Source organism: Vibrio sp. V03_P4A6T147 (assembly GCF_002241085.1).
GTDB lineage: Bacteria > Pseudomonadota > Gammaproteobacteria > Enterobacterales > Vibrionaceae > Vibrio > Vibrio anguillarum.
This window is the reverse complement of record NZ_NDIO01000422.1, coordinates 1-16376: the sequence shown is the minus strand read 5'-3', so window position 1 is coordinate 16376 and position 16376 is coordinate 1. Positions and strand designations below refer to the sequence as shown.

General features: G+C 43.7%; 16 protein-coding genes. 15 read left to right on the top strand and 1 reads right to left on the bottom strand.

The features are described 5' to 3' along the window. The 3 genes from B9J84_RS16410 to B9J84_RS15990 all read left to right on the top strand — a co-directional run. On the top strand, positions 1-292 hold a 292-nt coding region (locus tag B9J84_RS16410; RefSeq protein WP_404207667.1), incomplete at its 5' end, for a hypothetical protein. Between the two features lie 317 nt (positions 293-609). Beyond that, positions 610-1827: a ParA family protein gene (locus B9J84_RS15995; RefSeq protein WP_026027506.1), complete on the top strand. Its 1218-nt coding sequence runs from the start codon at positions 610-612 to the stop codon at positions 1825-1827. A gap of 7 nt (positions 1828-1834) precedes the next feature. Continuing rightward, a complete protein-coding gene (locus tag B9J84_RS15990; RefSeq protein WP_017049342.1) occupies positions 1835-2806 on the top strand; it encodes a ParB/RepB/Spo0J family partition protein in 972 nt (323 codons plus the stop codon). A gap of 72 nt (positions 2807-2878) precedes the next feature. Here B9J84_RS15990 and B9J84_RS15985 read toward each other — a convergent pair whose 3' ends face one another. Continuing rightward, positions 2879-3913, bottom strand: coding sequence for a PotD/PotF family extracellular solute-binding protein (locus B9J84_RS15985; RefSeq protein WP_094124552.1), 1035 nt, complete (start codon positions 3911-3913; stop codon positions 2879-2881). 173 nt (positions 3914-4086) lie between these two features. On the opposite strand from B9J84_RS15985, the gene B9J84_RS15980 reads away from it, so the two are divergent. From B9J84_RS15980 to B9J84_RS15925, 12 genes are all read left to right on the top strand, one after another. Then, positions 4087-6150 carry a tRNA(Met) cytidine acetyltransferase TmcA gene (locus tag B9J84_RS15980; protein WP_094124551.1) on the top strand — a complete coding sequence of 688 codons (2064 nt, stop codon included), beginning with the start codon at positions 4087-4089 and terminating at the stop codon, positions 6148-6150. A 309-nt stretch (positions 6151-6459) separates the two neighbouring features. After that, positions 6460-6723, top strand: coding sequence for a lipid asymmetry maintenance protein MlaB (locus B9J84_RS15975; protein ID WP_094124550.1), 264 nt, complete (start codon positions 6460-6462; stop codon positions 6721-6723). A 23-nt stretch (positions 6724-6746) separates the two neighbouring features. After that, positions 6747-7106 (top strand): response regulator, encoded by a 360-nt coding sequence (locus tag B9J84_RS15970; RefSeq protein WP_088733581.1) that lies wholly within the window; start codon positions 6747-6749, stop codon positions 7104-7106. Positions 7107-7165: 59 nt separating this feature from the next. Beyond that, entirely contained in the window at positions 7166-9322 is a 2157-nt protein-coding gene (locus B9J84_RS15965; protein ID WP_094124549.1) for a chemotaxis protein CheA, read from the top strand. Positions 9323-9343: 21 nt separating this feature from the next. Next, a complete protein-coding gene (locus B9J84_RS15960; RefSeq protein WP_017044938.1) occupies positions 9344-9874 on the top strand; it encodes a chemotaxis protein CheW in 531 nt (176 codons plus the stop codon). Then, positions 9874-10338 (top strand): chemotaxis protein CheW, encoded by a 465-nt coding sequence (locus B9J84_RS15955; protein WP_013868216.1) that lies wholly within the window; start codon positions 9874-9876, stop codon positions 10336-10338. Before B9J84_RS15960 ends, B9J84_RS15955 begins: the two co-directional genes overlap by 1 nt. 10 nt (positions 10339-10348) lie before the next feature. Further along, a complete protein-coding gene (locus B9J84_RS15950; RefSeq protein ID WP_094124548.1) occupies positions 10349-12367 on the top strand; it encodes a methyl-accepting chemotaxis protein in 2019 nt (672 codons plus the stop codon). Then, positions 12352-13212 (top strand): protein-glutamate O-methyltransferase CheR, encoded by an 861-nt coding sequence (locus B9J84_RS15945; protein ID WP_017044936.1) that lies wholly within the window; start codon positions 12352-12354, stop codon positions 13210-13212. Before B9J84_RS15950 ends, B9J84_RS15945 begins: the two co-directional genes overlap by 16 nt. Positions 13213-13222: 10 nt before the next feature. Continuing rightward, a complete protein-coding gene (locus B9J84_RS15940; protein ID WP_013868213.1) occupies positions 13223-13864 on the top strand; it encodes a chemotaxis protein CheD in 642 nt (213 codons plus the stop codon). Continuing rightward, the gene (locus tag B9J84_RS15935) at positions 13861-14904 is read left to right on the top strand and encodes a chemotaxis response regulator protein-glutamate methylesterase (protein WP_088729800.1); all 1044 of its coding nucleotides are present in this window, start codon (positions 13861-13863) and stop codon (positions 14902-14904) included. The genes B9J84_RS15940 and B9J84_RS15935 overlap by 4 nt, the downstream gene beginning before the upstream one ends. Positions 14905-14948: 44 nt before the next feature. Beyond that, on the top strand, positions 14949-16127 hold the full coding sequence (locus B9J84_RS15930) for a methyl-accepting chemotaxis protein (protein WP_017044935.1): 1179 nt from the start codon (positions 14949-14951) through the stop codon (positions 16125-16127). A gap of 11 nt (positions 16128-16138) precedes the next feature. Then, positions 16139-16376: STAS domain-containing protein (locus tag B9J84_RS15925; RefSeq protein WP_094124547.1), on the top strand; the 238-nt coding region annotated here is incomplete at its 3' end.

Below are 16376 nucleotides of genomic sequence, written 5' to 3'. Positions count from 1 at the left end.
CTCAGCCCCTACTCCATCTGCAATCACCCGTAATTATGTGCTATTTTTACATGCTTCCGAGCTTAAATCACACTTGATCATTGATCCGATGAAGATCCATTTGTTTTCTGATTATTTGCTGATAAGGAAGGCGCTAATTCCTCTTGATCATTGTTCCTGTGGCGAGGGATCTCTTCGGACGCATGATCATCATGTTAGCCTTGATCATGCGTCCTGGTACCCTGACGAAAAGGATAAGTTTCCCCTGCCCTGTCGCTCTAGTTATTATTATTCATGTGCTGCGATTATTTAATTGATCTGCAGGGGGAACATCATTCCAAATGACACATACCGTAAATTATGCTGCTTCTCTAATCGTTCCGGGTATTTTAAGCTCATTTACAATGTAAATAAGTTACGTTGTAATATTTTTAATGTTCAAATAAATAATGGACTAAGTTGTCCATTATTTAAGGAAAAATGATGACCATAATGAGGCCAATTCATTAAATTCCGATATGTTTTTCTATTTATTGTGACATTAATCTAAAAGTGAATGTTCACCTTTTTGTTGAGTATTAAATTGTTTGCTGTACAATCTGCGTTAGGTACTTATTATGGAATTTGGCAATGAAAAGAGAACAAACCATAGCGAATCTCTACCAGCTCGCCGAGCAAACTCAACAGGTGCAAGCTGACCGAATTGAAATTGTTTTAGAAGAACGTAGTGATGACCATTTCCCAGCGATGTCAAAAGCGCTAATGGAAACTCGTTCAGGCTTAACACGCCGTAAGCTAGATGATGCCATTTCCAAAATGGAACAAGCTGGCCATCAATTTACTAAAAACAATGCAAATCACTATTCAATTTCTTTAGCGGAAGCCCACATGCTCATGGATGCCGCTGGTGTGCCTAAGTTCCACCAAAGGAAAAAGCATGGTGATCATAAGCCTTGGGTCATCAATGTTCAGAACCAAAAGGGGGGGACAGGTAAATCAATGACGGCTGTCCATCTAGCCGCGTGCCTCGCCCTGAATTTGGATCAGCGTTACCGTATCTGCTTGATTGACTTAGATCCGCAAGGTTCATTACGGTTATTTCTCAACCCGCAAATAAGTTTATCAGAGCACAGTAATATCTATTCTGCCGTTGATATTATGTTAGACAACGTGCCTGAAGACACTGAAGTGGACAAGGCGTTCTTACATAAGAACGTGATGTTGCCAACCCAATATCCCAATTTAAAAACCATCTCTGCATTTCCTGAAGATGCAATGTTTAACGCAGAAGCGTGGCAGTATCTTTCGCAAAACCAATCGCTTGATATTGTTCGACTGCTGAAAGAGAAACTTATCGATAAGATTGGCGATGATTTTGACATCATTATGATTGATACTGGCCCACACGTTGATCCATTGGTATGGAATGCAATGTACGCTTCCAATGCATTACTGATCCCGTGCGCAGCTAAGCGATTAGATTGGGCGTCAACCGTCAATTTCTTTCAACACCTTCCTACGGTTTATGAAATGTTTCCAGAAGATTGGAAAGGGTTAGAATTTGTACGTTTGATGCCGACGATGTTTGAAGATGATAATAAAAAGCAAGTCTCGGTCTTAACGGAAATGAATTACCTGTTGGGTGATCAAGTCATGATGGCGACGATTCCGCGTAGCCGAGCATTTGAAACCTGTGCTGACACCTACAGCACCGTTTTTGATCTCACCACCAGCGATTTTGAAGGTGGTAAAAAGACGCTAGCGACTGCGCAAGACGCTGTGCAAAAAAGTGCACTGGAGCTTGAGCGAGTGCTTCACAGTCATTGGTCATCACTAAATCAGGGGTAAGTAAAACATGGCAATTAAAACGTCTGAACTAAATGCGAAACTGTTTGGTAAAGCGAATAAGCGACGTGCAACCACCCCGCAAGAAGCCCAAACGGCAGCGAAAGAACAAGCGCAAATCATCGAATTGGCGGTTGCGGGAGAAGAGTTAGTCACTTTCGAACTGGTCAGGATTCCCGCTGATCAAGTAGCGGAAAAGACGATTGTTTTTACGCAGAATGCGCGTGAACAAGCTTTTCTGAATGAGCATGCTCTATCTGATGTATTGAGTACATTACGTGAGCGTGGTCAGCAATATCCTGCGGTTGGTCGTAAAACCGCTGGGGGCAAAATTGAAGTCCTTGATGGCAGCCGTCGTCGAATGTCTTGTATCTTGGCGGGTAAAGAATTTTTGGTTTATGTCGCTGAAGACATAAACTCGGAACATGCGAAGTTTCTTTCGGATGTGGCAAACGCGCACAAGCCGCTTTCTCTTTATGAGAAGGGTAAAGAGATGCAAGCGAAGCTGGATAACGGTGAAGCGGAAGACCAAAAAGCTTTAGCCAAGATATTTCAATGCAGTGAGGCCCTAGTAAGTGGTGCTCTAAAAGCAGCGGCTTTGCCACTTGAGCTATTGCAAGCTTATCCAAATGTGGTTGAATTAGGTCGTCCAACCATAGTTAAATTACATAAACAATTTAATGAACTTGATGCAAAGCAACAAGCAAATTTGTTGGAAAAGTGTCAATCTGAAGATGGATTTGTTTGGCAGCGTAGTAGCGTACAAGGTGTTGCCCGATTGACGAAAGAAGTCACAGAGACAATTGAGTCTTGGATACAAGAGTTGTTGCCACCTAAGCGCACTGAGCATGTAAAAATTGATCTGATCAAAGGCCGCGTAAGTTACAGTCGTAAAGGCAGTAATTTAGCGCTTAATTTGAAAAAGGTGGATGATGCTACGGTGCAAGAAATATTAGATTTTATTCAATCTAAGCTTGATTAAGCATCCATCATGTAAAGAATAAAAAACCCGCCACGGCGGGTTTTTTAGTAACTAAGTCTATTCAGTTCGAATCTATTGATTTCTTAAACGCTGCCAGTATTTTTCGTAGATAGCGAGCGCTTCAGGCCCAACATCATTAATGAATTCCCCTTTAGCCATATCTTCATCGGCTGGAAAAATCGTTGGATTGTCGCGAAGTTCTGCTGGAAGCAACGCTCGGCCGCTTTTTGTTGCCGATGCATAACCTAAGCTATTCACAATCTCAGCTTGGTTCTCTGCTTGATACATGAAGTTGATGAATTTATGCGCCAACGCTTTGTTGTTGCTTCCTGATGGAATAGTAAAATTATCCATCCACAAGACTGCGCCTTCTTCCGGCATTACAAATTTTAGCTCTGGCATCTCAACTTGGCCTTGGTAGGCATTCCCGTTCCATTGCATCCCTAACGCTGCTTCACCTGAGACATAAGGCACATGTGGCGCATCAGAGTTATACAACAGTACATTATCTTTTAACGCGACCAATGATTGGTAGGCTTTTTCAATCTCTTTTTCATTTTTTGTATTAATACTGAAGCCATTTAAGATCAGCGCCATACCAAAGACATCGCGAATATCGTCAATCAACATCACTTGTTGGTTATATTTCTTATCCCACAAATCAGCCCAGCGAGAGACACCTTCTGGTACTAATGCTTCGTTATAGCTGAGGCCAGTGATCCCCCAAATATAGGGCAGGGAATAACTATTTTTGGGATCGTGTGCTTGGCCGAGTAGTGAAGGCATGGCATCTTTCATGTTCGGGATTTGTGCATGATCCAGCTCGGTTAGTAACCCTTCACGTCCCATTTTTTCAATGAAATACGCTGAGGCAAAAACCACATCATAACCGCCACCTTTGAGCAACTTGAGCTTGGTATACATTGACTCGTTATTTTCAAAGGTCGAATAGTTAATCGTTACCCCTTCCTGCTGCTCAAACTGCTTGAGGGATTTTTCTGGAAGATATCCTCCCCATGCATAAACGTTGAGTGTTTTGTTGTCTGCGCTTACGTGTGAAGAAGTTAGAGCTGCTGCCAAAACCAATCCTTTGATGAAAGTTTTCATTGCATTTGAATTCCTTAAATAGCCCAGAAGTGTACTGGGGTGTAGGTGAATAATTAGTTAAAAATGGTCACGATTAAAGCAAATATAATTTGTCGTAAAGAAAAATATTTTTAACGACGCACAGTGATTATAGCGGCTGTGCTACCATTGCGTTTCAGCGAGGTGGCGTAAATATGAACATGATAGCGGCTTATTTAGATGATTTGATGGTGCAGGCTGAGAATAGCCTATGGCGTATGGGGCTCTTAATCCGTGGTGAGCCTCAATGGCAACAACACCTGCTTATGCATTTTCTCGCAAAAAATGAGGGGCAAGCCATATTTCAGTTAGGTGGAGAACCGTTACCATGCGTTCGTTATGCCCCCTTCAACAAAGGGCAGCAGTTTCTTGGTCAAGAATGCCATTTACTTATTTGTGATAATCACCATGGTTTTGATGCGAACAGTTTCAGTGCTGCGCTGGGTTCACTGGTCGGTGGTGAGTTACTGTTGATCATTGAAGCCCCTCAGCGTAACGACTCTTTTGCTGAGCGCTGGTTAACGCGAGCGTTCGAACAGCTTGTTGTTATAGAACAGAATCAACCTTGCCCTCCTTTACCCGTTTATCCACGAGTCAGCTCTCAATCACCGATTTATGAACAGCAAGTTGATGCGGTTTCAGCAATTCTTCGTGTGATGGATGGGCATCGCAAGCGACCATTGGTTCTCACTGCCGATCGGGGACGAGGGAAAAGTAGTGCGCTTGGTATTGCTGCGGCTAAATTGATGGCGTCTCGTTCATTAGATATTGTGGTCACGGCACCCTCAATCCATGCCGTAGCGCCGATATTTGAACATGCGGCTAAAGGTTTAGCAGGCGCTCACGTCACCAGACAATCCCTTACTTGGCAAAACTCGTCATTGACGTTTGTGGCACCGGATGAGCTGATTTTGCATCGGCCACAGTGTGATCTCCTATTGGTAGATGAAGCGGCCGCGCTGCCTTTATCAATGTTAAAAAACTGGGTTGAACACTATCATCGTGCGGTCTTCTCTACCACCATTCATGGCTACGAAGGGTGTGGGAGAGGGTTCACGCTTAAGTTTCAAACTTGGTTAGCACATTATCGAGCTGGGACTCGAACTCTCCATTTAGATCAACCGATCCGTTGGCGTCAGGGTGATCCGTTAGAAGCGTGGCATTACGATACTTTCCTCCTTCGTTATGATTTAGCTACATTGCCGACGATGACATCAGAACAGTTAGCGACACTTAAGATTGAGCATCTGGATAAGGCTCAACTTATTGCCAACCCGACACGCTTAGCCGCTATTTTTTCGTTATTAGTGAATGCTCATTACCAGACATCACCGAACGATCTATTTCATTTTTTAGCGGACGATAAAGTTCAGCTAGTTGCTGTAATGGTAGATGAGGTTTGTGTCGGTTGTTTGCTGACAGTTCGTGAAGGTGGGCTTTGTAGCGCTTTAGTGGAAGAGATCCAACGAGGAAAGCGACGTCCTAAAGGTCATCTAGTTCCTGTTTGCTTAGCTAATCAAGTTGGTATTACGCAGGCAGCGCAGAGTGTTTGTCAGCGCATCATGCGTATTGCAGTTCATCCCGAATTACAAAATCAAGGGTTGGGCAGCCGCTTGATTGAAGCGTGCATGTTAGAAAATGATGCCGACTATTTAGCGACGAGTTTTGGCGTAACGAGCGATTTAATGGTTTTTTGGGCTAAGAACCAATTTGTTCCGATAAAACTAGGGAGCCACAGAGACAGTGCGAGCGGCTGTTTTTCCTTAATCATGGTCCAAGCGAAAAAATTGGATTGGTTAACTCGGGCAGAACAGATTTTCGAACAGCATTTCATTTTCTCGCTATCTGATTCTTTGCAAAGTTTAGAGCCGGCTTTGGTTCGGACCATCTTGTCATTGGTCCGAGATCGTGTCGCATGCGCGGATTCAAATGAAGTTAATTTCCTACCTTATTCATTGCTGCGTTGTTACGCACAAGGCGGTGCGGATTATGAGAGTGTGAGTGTATGGATTCATCGACTAATTACTTCATTGGATAAAGCTGCTCTATCACGATTATCTGATCTACTTATTGTCAAAGTATTGCAAAGGAAAAGCTGGCAAGAGTGTGCCAGTCAATTAAACTTCACTGGACGGAAAATGATTGAGGCTACCCTCCGTCATGACCTCAATCGACTATTAGATGATTTACACTGTAAAGTGGATCATTCAACGCAATGAACTGCAGCCAATTTACAGTGTAAAGCGTGAATAATGTAAGAGCAGACACCTTCTCCAGATGTACTGTGCTTGTCATATGACAAAAAAGTCCTACTACTTACGTCTTAAGAGTAGGATTTTTTTGTTCTAGTCACAGAATAAAAAAATCCAAACTATATTAATGAGTTAACCATACGGTCCCCCTTATTGTGAGGTTTTTATTTTTGTTCCTAACGTGTTCAACCATTTGCTAAATGAGTATTCCCTCCTACACTCAAAGTTAGTTGTTCTCCTAAAAAATAGAATATAAATAGTACATAAGGATGAGATATGGATCTTTTGTTGGCTGAGTCTTTGGAAATTTCAACGGTACTAGATTCCAAAGCAAATTATCTTCAATGGCTAAGCCTAACTCCTCCTTTAACAATAGATGCATCACGAGTCAATAGCGTGGATGCTGCCGGTCTGCAACTGCTTGCTTCTTTGTTTATGACAGCAGAGCGAGCTGGAATTGGGATCACTTTAGTTAACGCAACAAACACGCTCAATGAAGGTATTGCGCTACTGGCTTTAGAAAGCTTGTTCGCAGAGTAATGAGATTTTGCAAGGAAGGGGCTATGACAAAGATCCTCGCGGTTGATGATTCGGTTTCAATTCGTCAAATGCTAAGCCATACATTGAAAGATGCAGGCTATGAAGTTGAAACTGCTATTGATGGAAGTGATGCATTACGTAAGGTACAACAAACCAAATTTGATGTTGTTATTTCGGACGTCAACATGCCAGTGATGGGTGGTTTTGAGTTAGTTAAAGCGATACGTGGTAATGCTCAATATAAGTTTATTCCTATTTTGATGCTAACCACCGAAACGAGTATGGAAAAGAAACAAGAAGGAAAACTCGCTGGAGCTACAGGATGGTTGGTTAAACCGTTCAACCCTGAGACGCTATTGAAAACACTAAAACGGGTCATATAGAACACCGTATTTTATTAAAAGCTTCATTCGTTAAACGACGTTAACTGGCAGGAAGAGCTATGGCTTTAGACATGGAACTGTTGCGCAAGATGTTTTACGAAGAGTGTCGTGAAAATCTTGAAGTGCTTGAAAATGTACTGCTTAATCTTGACCCTAATCAGGTTGAGAAAGAGACTATTAATACCATTTTTCGGGCTGCCCATTCGATTAAAGGTGGCGCGGCGACCTTTAGTTTACTGGATATCAGTGAATTTACCCACTCTGTCGAAGCGTATCTTGACCTCGTCCGTAACGAAAAATCAACTCTCACCGCTCAAAGTGTGGACATTTTACTGAAAAGCGGTGATTGCATTCGCAATATGCTCGCGAGGTATGAGAGCCATGATGAGGTTGATAGTGAGCTTCAGCAGAGAGTCAGCCAGTCACTGCATGCTTTACTTGCCGACAATTCAACGATTGATCATGAACTAGCAGACCATCACTCGCTTGACGCCGAAGATGAACAGACGTCATCGCTCTTAAAGGCTTCTGACAACGAGAACCGCTTAGGTTGGAAAGTTGTTTTTACTCCGCATAGAGAACTTTATTTCAGTGGTAATGATCCACTTCGGTTGCTACGAGAGCTTTATGAACTGGATGATCAGTGCAGGGCGGAAGCTCAGCTTGAACACCTTCCCGAATTGGCGGAAATAGAGGCTGAGCTTTGTTATTTAAGCTGGACGATTTTTCTCAGTAGCCAAGTGCAAGAGAGTGATATTCGCGAAATCTTTGAATGGGTTGAAGATGAATGTGACTTAATTGTTGAACCTTTAGTACCAGAATCGACGACCCAAGATATGATCAGCGAGAGCAAGGAATCTTTGGCCGAGGCGCCACCTACGTTTCATGCGAACGCTGTTCCCCCTACCGAATCAGCAGAGCAAGTTGATCTCATAAAACCCATCGATCTCATAAAATCAATAGAGTCTACGCCCGCTGTTGCGCCCAAAGTGGCGAAAGCAGAATCCAGCGTAAGCTCTATTCGCGTCGATATTGAGAAAGTCGACAGCCTGATTAATTTGGTTGGGGAACTTGTTATCACCCAATCAATGCTGACCGAAATCGGCAACGATTTCACCATGGATAAATTAGAAAAGTTGCAAGCAGGCCTAGTTCAGCTTTTGCAAAACAGTAAAGATTTACAAGAAAATGTGCTCAATATTCGCATGCTGCCGATGAGCTTTGCTTTTAGCCGCTTTCCTCGCCTTGTGCGAGACTTGTGCGGCCGACTTGAAAAAAAAGTAGAACTGAACATCATTGGCGAGCACACCGAGCTCGATAAAACCGTCCTTGAACGTATTGTTGATCCATTGGTTCATTTAGTCAGAAATGGTATTGACCACGGAATTGAGCAGCCACACATTCGCCTTGAACAAGGCAAACCAGAAATCGGCACCATTGAACTACATGCTTATCATCAAGGTGGCTCGATAGTGATCGAAGTGAAAGATGATGGCGCGGGGATAAACTGTGAAAGAATATTTCAAAAGGCGCTAGAAAAAGGTGTATTACCTAAAGATACACGGCGTGAAGATATCACCGACAAACAGATCCTTAACCTTATTTTTGCCGCAGGGTTTTCAACAGCAGAACAAGTGTCTGATATTTCAGGTCGTGGCGTCGGTATGGATGTTGTAAAACGTAATATCGAAGAGTTGGGTGGGCATATTGATGTCGAATCCACGTTAGGTAAAGGCAGCCATTTCACTATCTGTTTACCACTCACTTTAGCCATCCTCGATGGGCAATTGATCAAAGTAGGCGGGGAAGTTTACATCATCCCACTGCTCACCATTATCGAATCTATCCAAATCAACCTAGCTAATGTGAAGTATGCCGCCGGTGGGGTTGAGCTGTACCGGCTTCGTGACGAAAACATTCCTATCTTACGTCTGCAAGATGAACTGGAAATGGGATCAAGTGGTGCTTTGCCCGATAGAATACTCTGCTTTGTTGAAGCCGCTGGGTGTCGCGTTGGATTATTGATTGACGAGCTGCTAGACCAGCAGCAAGTGGTTATAAAGAGCTTAGAGTCAAATTACTGCAAAGTGGCAGGCATATCAGGAGCTACGATTTTGGGAGATGGTTCCGTTTCGCTCATTTTAGATATTCAAGGGTTAATCTCCACGTACTCGAATCGACGTTCAAGTTTATCTCCCAAGATTATTGCCGCTTAGTGAAGGTGACAGGGAAGAGCCATGGAATATGATTATTCACCAAATCATCAACAAGAGAATCAAACACAGAGTGTTTTGAATGCTGTTTATGAAGAAAGAAGCTGTGAGGCCGATTTTCTGAGTTTCCGGTTAGCGAATGAGTTGTACGGGGTAGCAATTCAAGATGTTGAAGAGATTCGAGTGTGGGAGCCACCTACGCCTATTCCTCGCGCGCCTAGCTTTGTGAAAGGTGTGATTAATTTACGCGGCATGATTGTGCCTATTATCGATCTGCGCCTTCGATTTGGTATGGAGGCCTGTGGCTACTTTCCCACGACTGTGGTGTTGGTACTTCGTAGCCTGCAACAAGAGCGGCCTCGTATTATGGGCTTAGTCGTTGATGCAGTGAGTGATGTGATTGGCCAGGGAGATAATGTGCTGTTTCCTGCCGTGGGGGAAACACCTGCCGCTGCGTATTCGCTCGGTTTGCTCAATGTTGGCGAAGAGGTCATGTCACTGCTCGATACCCAAGGGCTCCTTGATATGCACCGAATACTGAGTGAGGAACCCTGATGTCTAAACAAGAGTTTCTTAGTTTCGTGCTGGATAACGATGAGTACGCTGTGCCAATCCTTGAGGTCCGAGAAGTTCGCGGCTGGAGTGATGTGCGCTCTGTACCCAATGCACCGGATTACTTAGTTGGCTTACTCAATATTCGTGGTGAGTACGTACCGATTGTTGATCTTCGAATTCGTTTTCGTCTGCCACCTGCACAGATTGGGGCCACGACAGTTGTTATCGTTTTGAATGACGCGCAACGCAATCCGCTCGGCATTATTGTCGATGGTGTTTCAGAAGTGTATGACTTAGCCGCTGAAGAGATAAAACCTGTACCAGCCTTATCCACCACGGTTGAACCACAATTTATGAAGGGAATTGCTAGTGTGGCTAACGGTCATTTGATCCTAATTAATATCGAGACCCTTTTTGATGTACCTGGGTTAAATCAGACATTCGTAGAAGACGCTATTTTGTGAGGGAATACTCATGGCATTTTGGAACCGCAAACCAGAACCAAAAAAATTTGTTGAGCAGATAGAAGATCCATTGGTCGATGAGAATGAAGGGCTCTCCAATCAGCAGCTTCTTTCTGCTCTTAATGCAGCAAAAACCGCATTGATGATGATTAACCGAGATTTTCAAATCACCTATCTCAATAAGCAGTCATTGATTCTACTCAAGCAGCATGAAGTGCTTTTTCAAAGTGTCTGGCCTGATTTTAAAGCTGAAGAGTCGTCATTGATTGGCTACTGCATCGATGGTTTTCACGTCAATCCACAGCATCAACGCCAAATGTTGTCGAATCCAGCCAACTTGCCTTTCACTACCATGATTACTATTAAAGGAGTGAAGATCGAGCTTAATGTTGGCGCCATTATTGATGAAGACGGTATTTATATCGGGAACACATTAGAGTGGCGTGATGTCACTCAAGAGATTGCAAAAGAGCAAGAAATAGGCCGCTTAGCTTCGGCAGTCGAGGGGATGACAACCAACCTAATGATGGCCGATAAAGAGGGTATTATTCAATACTTAAACCCTTCATTGACCAAGTTGATGCGTACAAGAGAAAGTGAGTTGAGGACAGTATTAACAAGCTTTGACGTCAATAATCTGGTCGGACAAAATATCGATATCTTTCATAAAAACCCGGGCCATCAACGTAGCATTATTGCCAACCCTGATCGTTTGCCATTTTCATCCAACATCAAAGTGGGGGCGCTGCAATTTAATTTAACTTGTATTGCGATGCACAATCACAAAGGGGAATACATTGGCCCTGCATTGCAATGGATCGATATTACCGAACAACAAGATGGTCAATACCAAGTAGAGAGCCTCATTCAAAAAGCGATCGCAGGGCAGTTGAATGAACGAATTGATACCACCGTGTACAGCGGATTTATGCGGGAGTTGGGCGAGGGGATTAATAACTTGCTTGATACCTTAGTTTCACCGCTGGCTCAGTGTATTGACGTCATGAGTAAAGTGGCGGATGGCGATTTGAATACCAAGATGGAAGAGGGCAGCCAAGGTGAGTTTGGTCAACTGCAAAATGCGGTCAATACCTCGATTGCTAACCTGCGCGATATGGTTGAAAAAATCACCATTTCTTCTGCCAGAGTGGCTACGGCGTCAACAGAAATCGCGCAAGGCAATAATGATTTGAGCCAACGGGTGGAAGCTCAAGCATCCAATTTAGAAGAAACGGCCGCCAGTATGGAAGAGATGACAGCGACCGTGCGCCAAAATGCAGATAACGCCAAAGGTGCGAACGATCTAGCGAGTGATGCTGCCAAAAAAGCCAGTAAAGGTGGTGAAGTGGTGGGGCAAGCGATCTCGGCCATGTCGGAAATTAATCGTTCGAGTAAGAAGATTGCCGATATTATTGGAGTGATAGACGAGATAGCCTTTCAAACCAATTTATTGGCTTTGAACGCAGCGGTAGAAGCGGCAAGAGCCGGAGAACAAGGGCGTGGATTTGCTGTTGTTGCTGGAGAGGTTCGAAACCTTGCGCAGCGTAGCGCAGCAGCGGCGAAAGAGATTAAAGGGCTGATTAAAGATAGTGTTGAGAAAGTAGAAGAGGGATCGCGTTTAGTCGATGAGTCAGGAGCAACATTGAATGAGATTGTGGACGCTGTAGCAAAAGTATCTGATCTCATCGCCCAAATTGCATCATCCAGTATTGAACAATCGACGGGCATTGACGAAATCAATCGTGCAATTACAGCCATGGATGAGATGACGCAGCAAAATGCCTCTCTTGTTGAACAAACCTCTGCGGCCAGCCAATCGTTGAAAGATGAAGGGAAAGAGCTGATTAGCTTGATGAGCTATTTCACCACCGATGACAACATCAAAACGTTCGAGCCCAAAAGAACACCCATCTCCGCCCATCAACCCAAACCCAAGGTGAAGAAAGTGGCAGACATTAAAGCCACCAATAACGTTGCCAATTCTGGGCTCAACCTCAATGAGGATGGAGATGAATGGGAAGAGTTCTAACAGATAGCCATCCAATCATGATGAACAATGACCAAGAATTTGAACTCACCGCAAAGGATTTCAAATTCATCCAGTGGTTTATGCACAAAACGGCCGGCATTTACTTGTCGGATGCCAAGCGAGCGATGGTTTACGGCCGTTTGAGCCGTCAGATGCGTCGACGGGGGATTCAGCGTTTCTGTGATTACAAGGAGCTTATTGAGCATAATGAGCAAGAGCGGATCCACTTCATCAATGCGTTAACGACTAACAAAACCCAGTTTTTTCGCGAGTATCACCACTTTGAGTTTTTAGAAAAAGTACTGCTCGATGAGTGGCGATCACAGGGCGTGCGTCATCCTAAAATTTGGTCTGCTGGCTGCTCTAGTGGTGAAGAGCCATACAGCTTTATTGCGTCGTTATACAGCAGCGGTTTATTTGATTTCGCAGACAATGTTGATATCTACGCAACAGATTTAGACACACAGGTTTTGGCACATGCGCAAGCGGGCATTTATACCGATGAGGCTGTGGTTACTATTCCACAGCACTATCTTAAAAAGTGCTTTGTAAAAGGGCGCGGTATCAAACAGGGAAAAATAAAAATCGCCAGTCAATTACAACGTTTTGTCCATTTTCAGCAACTGAATTTATTATCTCCTTGGACGCTACCTAAGAATTTAGACCTCATTTCGTGCCGAAACGTGATGATCTACTTTGATAAACCCACGCAGGAGGCTTTGATCGAAAGGTTCTATGAATGGTTGAAACCGAATGGGATTTTATTTTTGGGTCATTCAGAAAGTGTGGGGCGCTGTGCTGATGTTTTTCATCATCTCGGCCACACCATTTACGTGAAAAAATGAGGAACAATGAATGACCTCGTTGGCGATGCATTTGGCAACCGACAATCGGAATTTCAGCCGATTTTATCATCCCCAACAAAAAGTGGATTGGGTAAAGGTTTTGCCCGGTGGGTTGTACTGTACGATGCGACAAGAGGTCATTTGTACTGGTTTAGGTTCTTGCGTTACCGCCTGTATGTGGGACCAAGCGGCCAAAGTTGGAGGGATGAACCATTTTTTATTGCCTTTTGATCAGCATTCACAAATTGATCACTGGCATCCTGATGATATTGCTTCAACCGCCTCTCGTTATGGTTGCTATGCGATGGAGCTACTGATTAATCAGTTGATCAAAATGGGGGCTGAGCGTCAGCGCTTACGAGTAAAACTCTTTGGTGGAGCACAAATGCTGGGTTTTAAAGCCATGATTGGCCAGAAAAACATAGATTTCATCAAAAACTATGTTGAGCAAGAAAGGCTTATTGTCGAAGCCAGTGACTTGGGGGGGGACGAACCGAGAAAAGTCATTTTCGAACCCATGACAGGTAAAGTGTGGCTAAAAAGAATTCCATTGACCGAAGTGAGCCGGTTAAGTTTTCAAGAAAAGGTTTATGCCACACAGTTGGATCGTAAAGCGCATAAAGAGAGTGATGATGTGGAGCTATTTAAATGAAAAAAATCAAAGTGCTGATTGTCGATGATTCTCCCGTTTTTAGAGCACTGCTCTGCGAGCTGATTAATGCTGACCCTATGTTAGACGTCGTCGCAATGGCACAAGATCCTTACCAAGCCCGAGAGCTTATCAAGCAGCACAACCCTGATGTGCTAACGCTAGATATTGAAATGCCAAAAATGAATGGCGTGCAATTTTTAAAAAATATTATGCGGTTACGCCCTATGCCGGTAGTGATGATTTCAACCTTGACCCAGCATGGCGCTCAAGCCACGTTAGAAGCATTAGAGCTTGGTGCGGTGGATTACTTTCCTAAACCGTCGGTCGAAAACACGGCTGAAATGGCAAGTTATAGGGAGCTGGTGAACGACAAAATAAAAATGGCGGCAGGGGCAAATGTCGTTCAATCGCATCATTCTGCGGCGGTTAATCAGGTCGAACTGATAGCGGCTAGTCACCAAGAGGCGCGTTATCAGTTGATCGCGATTGGAGCCTCAACGGGCGGAACAGAAGCATTAAAAAGCATATTCTCTGTTTTACCAGCAGGGTTGCCACCGATCGTGATCACTCAACATATCAGTGCGATGTTTACTCGCCCCTTTGCAGAGCGTTTGAATCTTTGTAGTGCCGTAGAGGTGAGAGAGTTGTCCGCTAATCAAGCACCTTTAGTGAATGGATGCGCTTATGTTGCTCCCGGAGATAAGCATCTGATGGTGATAAAAAAAGGCACTCACCTTTACTGTCAAGTTGACGATAGACCTGCGGTCAATCGTCATAAACCCTCAGTAGATGTGATGTTTGATACGGTTGCTGAAAATGTGGGAGACAAAGCCATCGGTATCCTCTTAACCGGGATGGGTAAAGATGGAGCGCAAGGCATGCTCAAAATGAAGTTGCGTGGCGCATTGACTTTAGCTCAAGACGAAAAAACATCAGTGGTGTGGGGAATGCCCAAAGCGGCAGTAGAGATTGGCGCAACACAGAATATCAAAGCGTTAAATGCCATACCACAATGGATTTGTGATGAACTCTATCGCTAGTGTTGTCTCATTAAATAAGCTCAACATAGATAAGCAAGGAATGGGTGATGATAAATAAAACAGTGACACCAAAAGCAAAATATATTTTAGCTTTAGTTTTGCAGCTAATGGCCCTTTTTGCCGTCATGCTTCACTCCCCTAATTTATGGAGCATGGGGCTAATGATTTTTGCGGCAGCAATACCTTGGCTAGTATTGTCTATGAATTTTAGTGAACAAAACAAAGCTAAAGCCAACCAAAATAAGGTTGAAGAAGAGTCCACTCTTGAAACGCAGCAACATCTACAGAGTATTGAAAAACTGTTCAAAGAGACGCTACCTAAAGTGAGTAGCCCTTTAACCATGCAGCACACCGTGATTGAAGGTTCAGTAGAGACATTAAATAACGCATTTTTTGGCTTGCAAGATATCAGCCAAAAACAGAGTCACGTTTCAAGTACCTTGGTCAATAACTTATTGGCAAACCAAGGCAGCGAATATGATCTCACCACCGTACTACCAAAGACTGAGGCGATTATTGATGGCTTTGTACAAATTCTGATTGATATTTCGGAGAAAAGTATTTCAGCGGTACACAGCATTCACGACATGTCAGAAAAATTGGATATGGTCTTTAAACTGTTAAATCAAGTGAGAAGCCTATCGGAACAGACCAACTTATTGGCGCTGAATGCGGCGATTGAAGCGGCGCGAGCGGGCGAGGCCGGGCGAGGCTTCGCGGTCGTGGCTCAAGAGGTGCGCGACTTGTCGGTTAAAGCAAGAACGCTGAATACTCAAATTGAATCAGAAATTAATGTTGCTCAACAAACAGTACAAAGAGCAAACAAAACCGTTGGCGAAATGGCATCGATAGATATGACTCACGTGATTGAGTCGAAAGAGAAAGTGGACCATATGCTACGTGGTGTCCAACAAGTGAATATAGAAATAGAGCAAGAAGTGCAAAAAATTCAAGAATTAGGACAAGAATTAACCCAGCAAGTGAGTAATGGCGTCCGTGCCCTTCAATTTGCTGACATTGTGGTTCAACAAAGTGATTATGCGCATGCGTCTATTGATTATTTGCAAGAAGCAAATGAGCTATTGAACGCTTTACTAACACAAAGCATGACTAAAGCAGCATGGGCAGAACAACTTCACCAATTGACAGAGCGCCTGCACAATCGAAGTGGTCCCGCCGCAATCCAAACTAATATGGACGAAGGCGAAGTCGAGCTTTTCTAGGAGGGAGTACGATGAGTATAGAAACTGAAATAGATAGCAATGCGAAACACATTACTATCGCGATTGATGGTGCTTTTGGCTTTAACCTAGTTAAAGAATTTCGTAATAGTTATTCACCCTATCGAGGTTTTAGATTCACCATTGATTTACGCAAGGTGGACTATATTGACAGTGCTGGTCTTGGCATGTTGCTCAATATGCAGAAATATCTTGAGCAAAGTGATGGCATGATCCGAATTACCAATACCT

Coding starts and splice junctions, on each gene's coding strand:
- B9J84_RS15980 (WP_094124551.1), top strand. CDS start 4,087: ATGAACATGATAGCGGCTTATTTAGATGATTTGATGGTGCAGGCTGAG.
- B9J84_RS15970 (WP_088733581.1), top strand. CDS start 6,747: ATGACAAAGATCCTCGCGGTTGATGATTCGGTTTCAATTCGTCAAATG.
- B9J84_RS15995 (WP_026027506.1), top strand. CDS start 610: ATGAAAAGAGAACAAACCATAGCGAATCTCTACCAGCTCGCCGAGCAA.
- B9J84_RS15990 (WP_017049342.1), top strand. CDS start 1,835: ATGGCAATTAAAACGTCTGAACTAAATGCGAAACTGTTTGGTAAAGCG.
- B9J84_RS15940 (WP_013868213.1), top strand. CDS start 13,223: ATGACCTCGTTGGCGATGCATTTGGCAACCGACAATCGGAATTTCAGC.
- B9J84_RS15965 (WP_094124549.1), top strand. CDS start 7,166: ATGGCTTTAGACATGGAACTGTTGCGCAAGATGTTTTACGAAGAGTGT.
- B9J84_RS15950 (WP_094124548.1), top strand. CDS start 10,349: ATGGCATTTTGGAACCGCAAACCAGAACCAAAAAAATTTGTTGAGCAG.
- B9J84_RS15975 (WP_094124550.1), top strand. CDS start 6,460: ATGGATCTTTTGTTGGCTGAGTCTTTGGAAATTTCAACGGTACTAGAT.
- B9J84_RS15955 (WP_013868216.1), top strand. CDS start 9,874: ATGTCTAAACAAGAGTTTCTTAGTTTCGTGCTGGATAACGATGAGTAC.
- B9J84_RS15945 (WP_017044936.1), top strand. CDS start 12,352: ATGGGAAGAGTTCTAACAGATAGCCATCCAATCATGATGAACAATGAC.
- B9J84_RS15985 (WP_094124552.1), bottom strand. CDS start 3,913: ATGAAAACTTTCATCAAAGGATTGGTTTTGGCAGCAGCTCTAACTTCT.
- B9J84_RS15935 (WP_088729800.1), top strand. CDS start 13,861: ATGAAAAAAATCAAAGTGCTGATTGTCGATGATTCTCCCGTTTTTAGA.
- B9J84_RS15960 (WP_017044938.1), top strand. CDS start 9,344: ATGGAATATGATTATTCACCAAATCATCAACAAGAGAATCAAACACAG.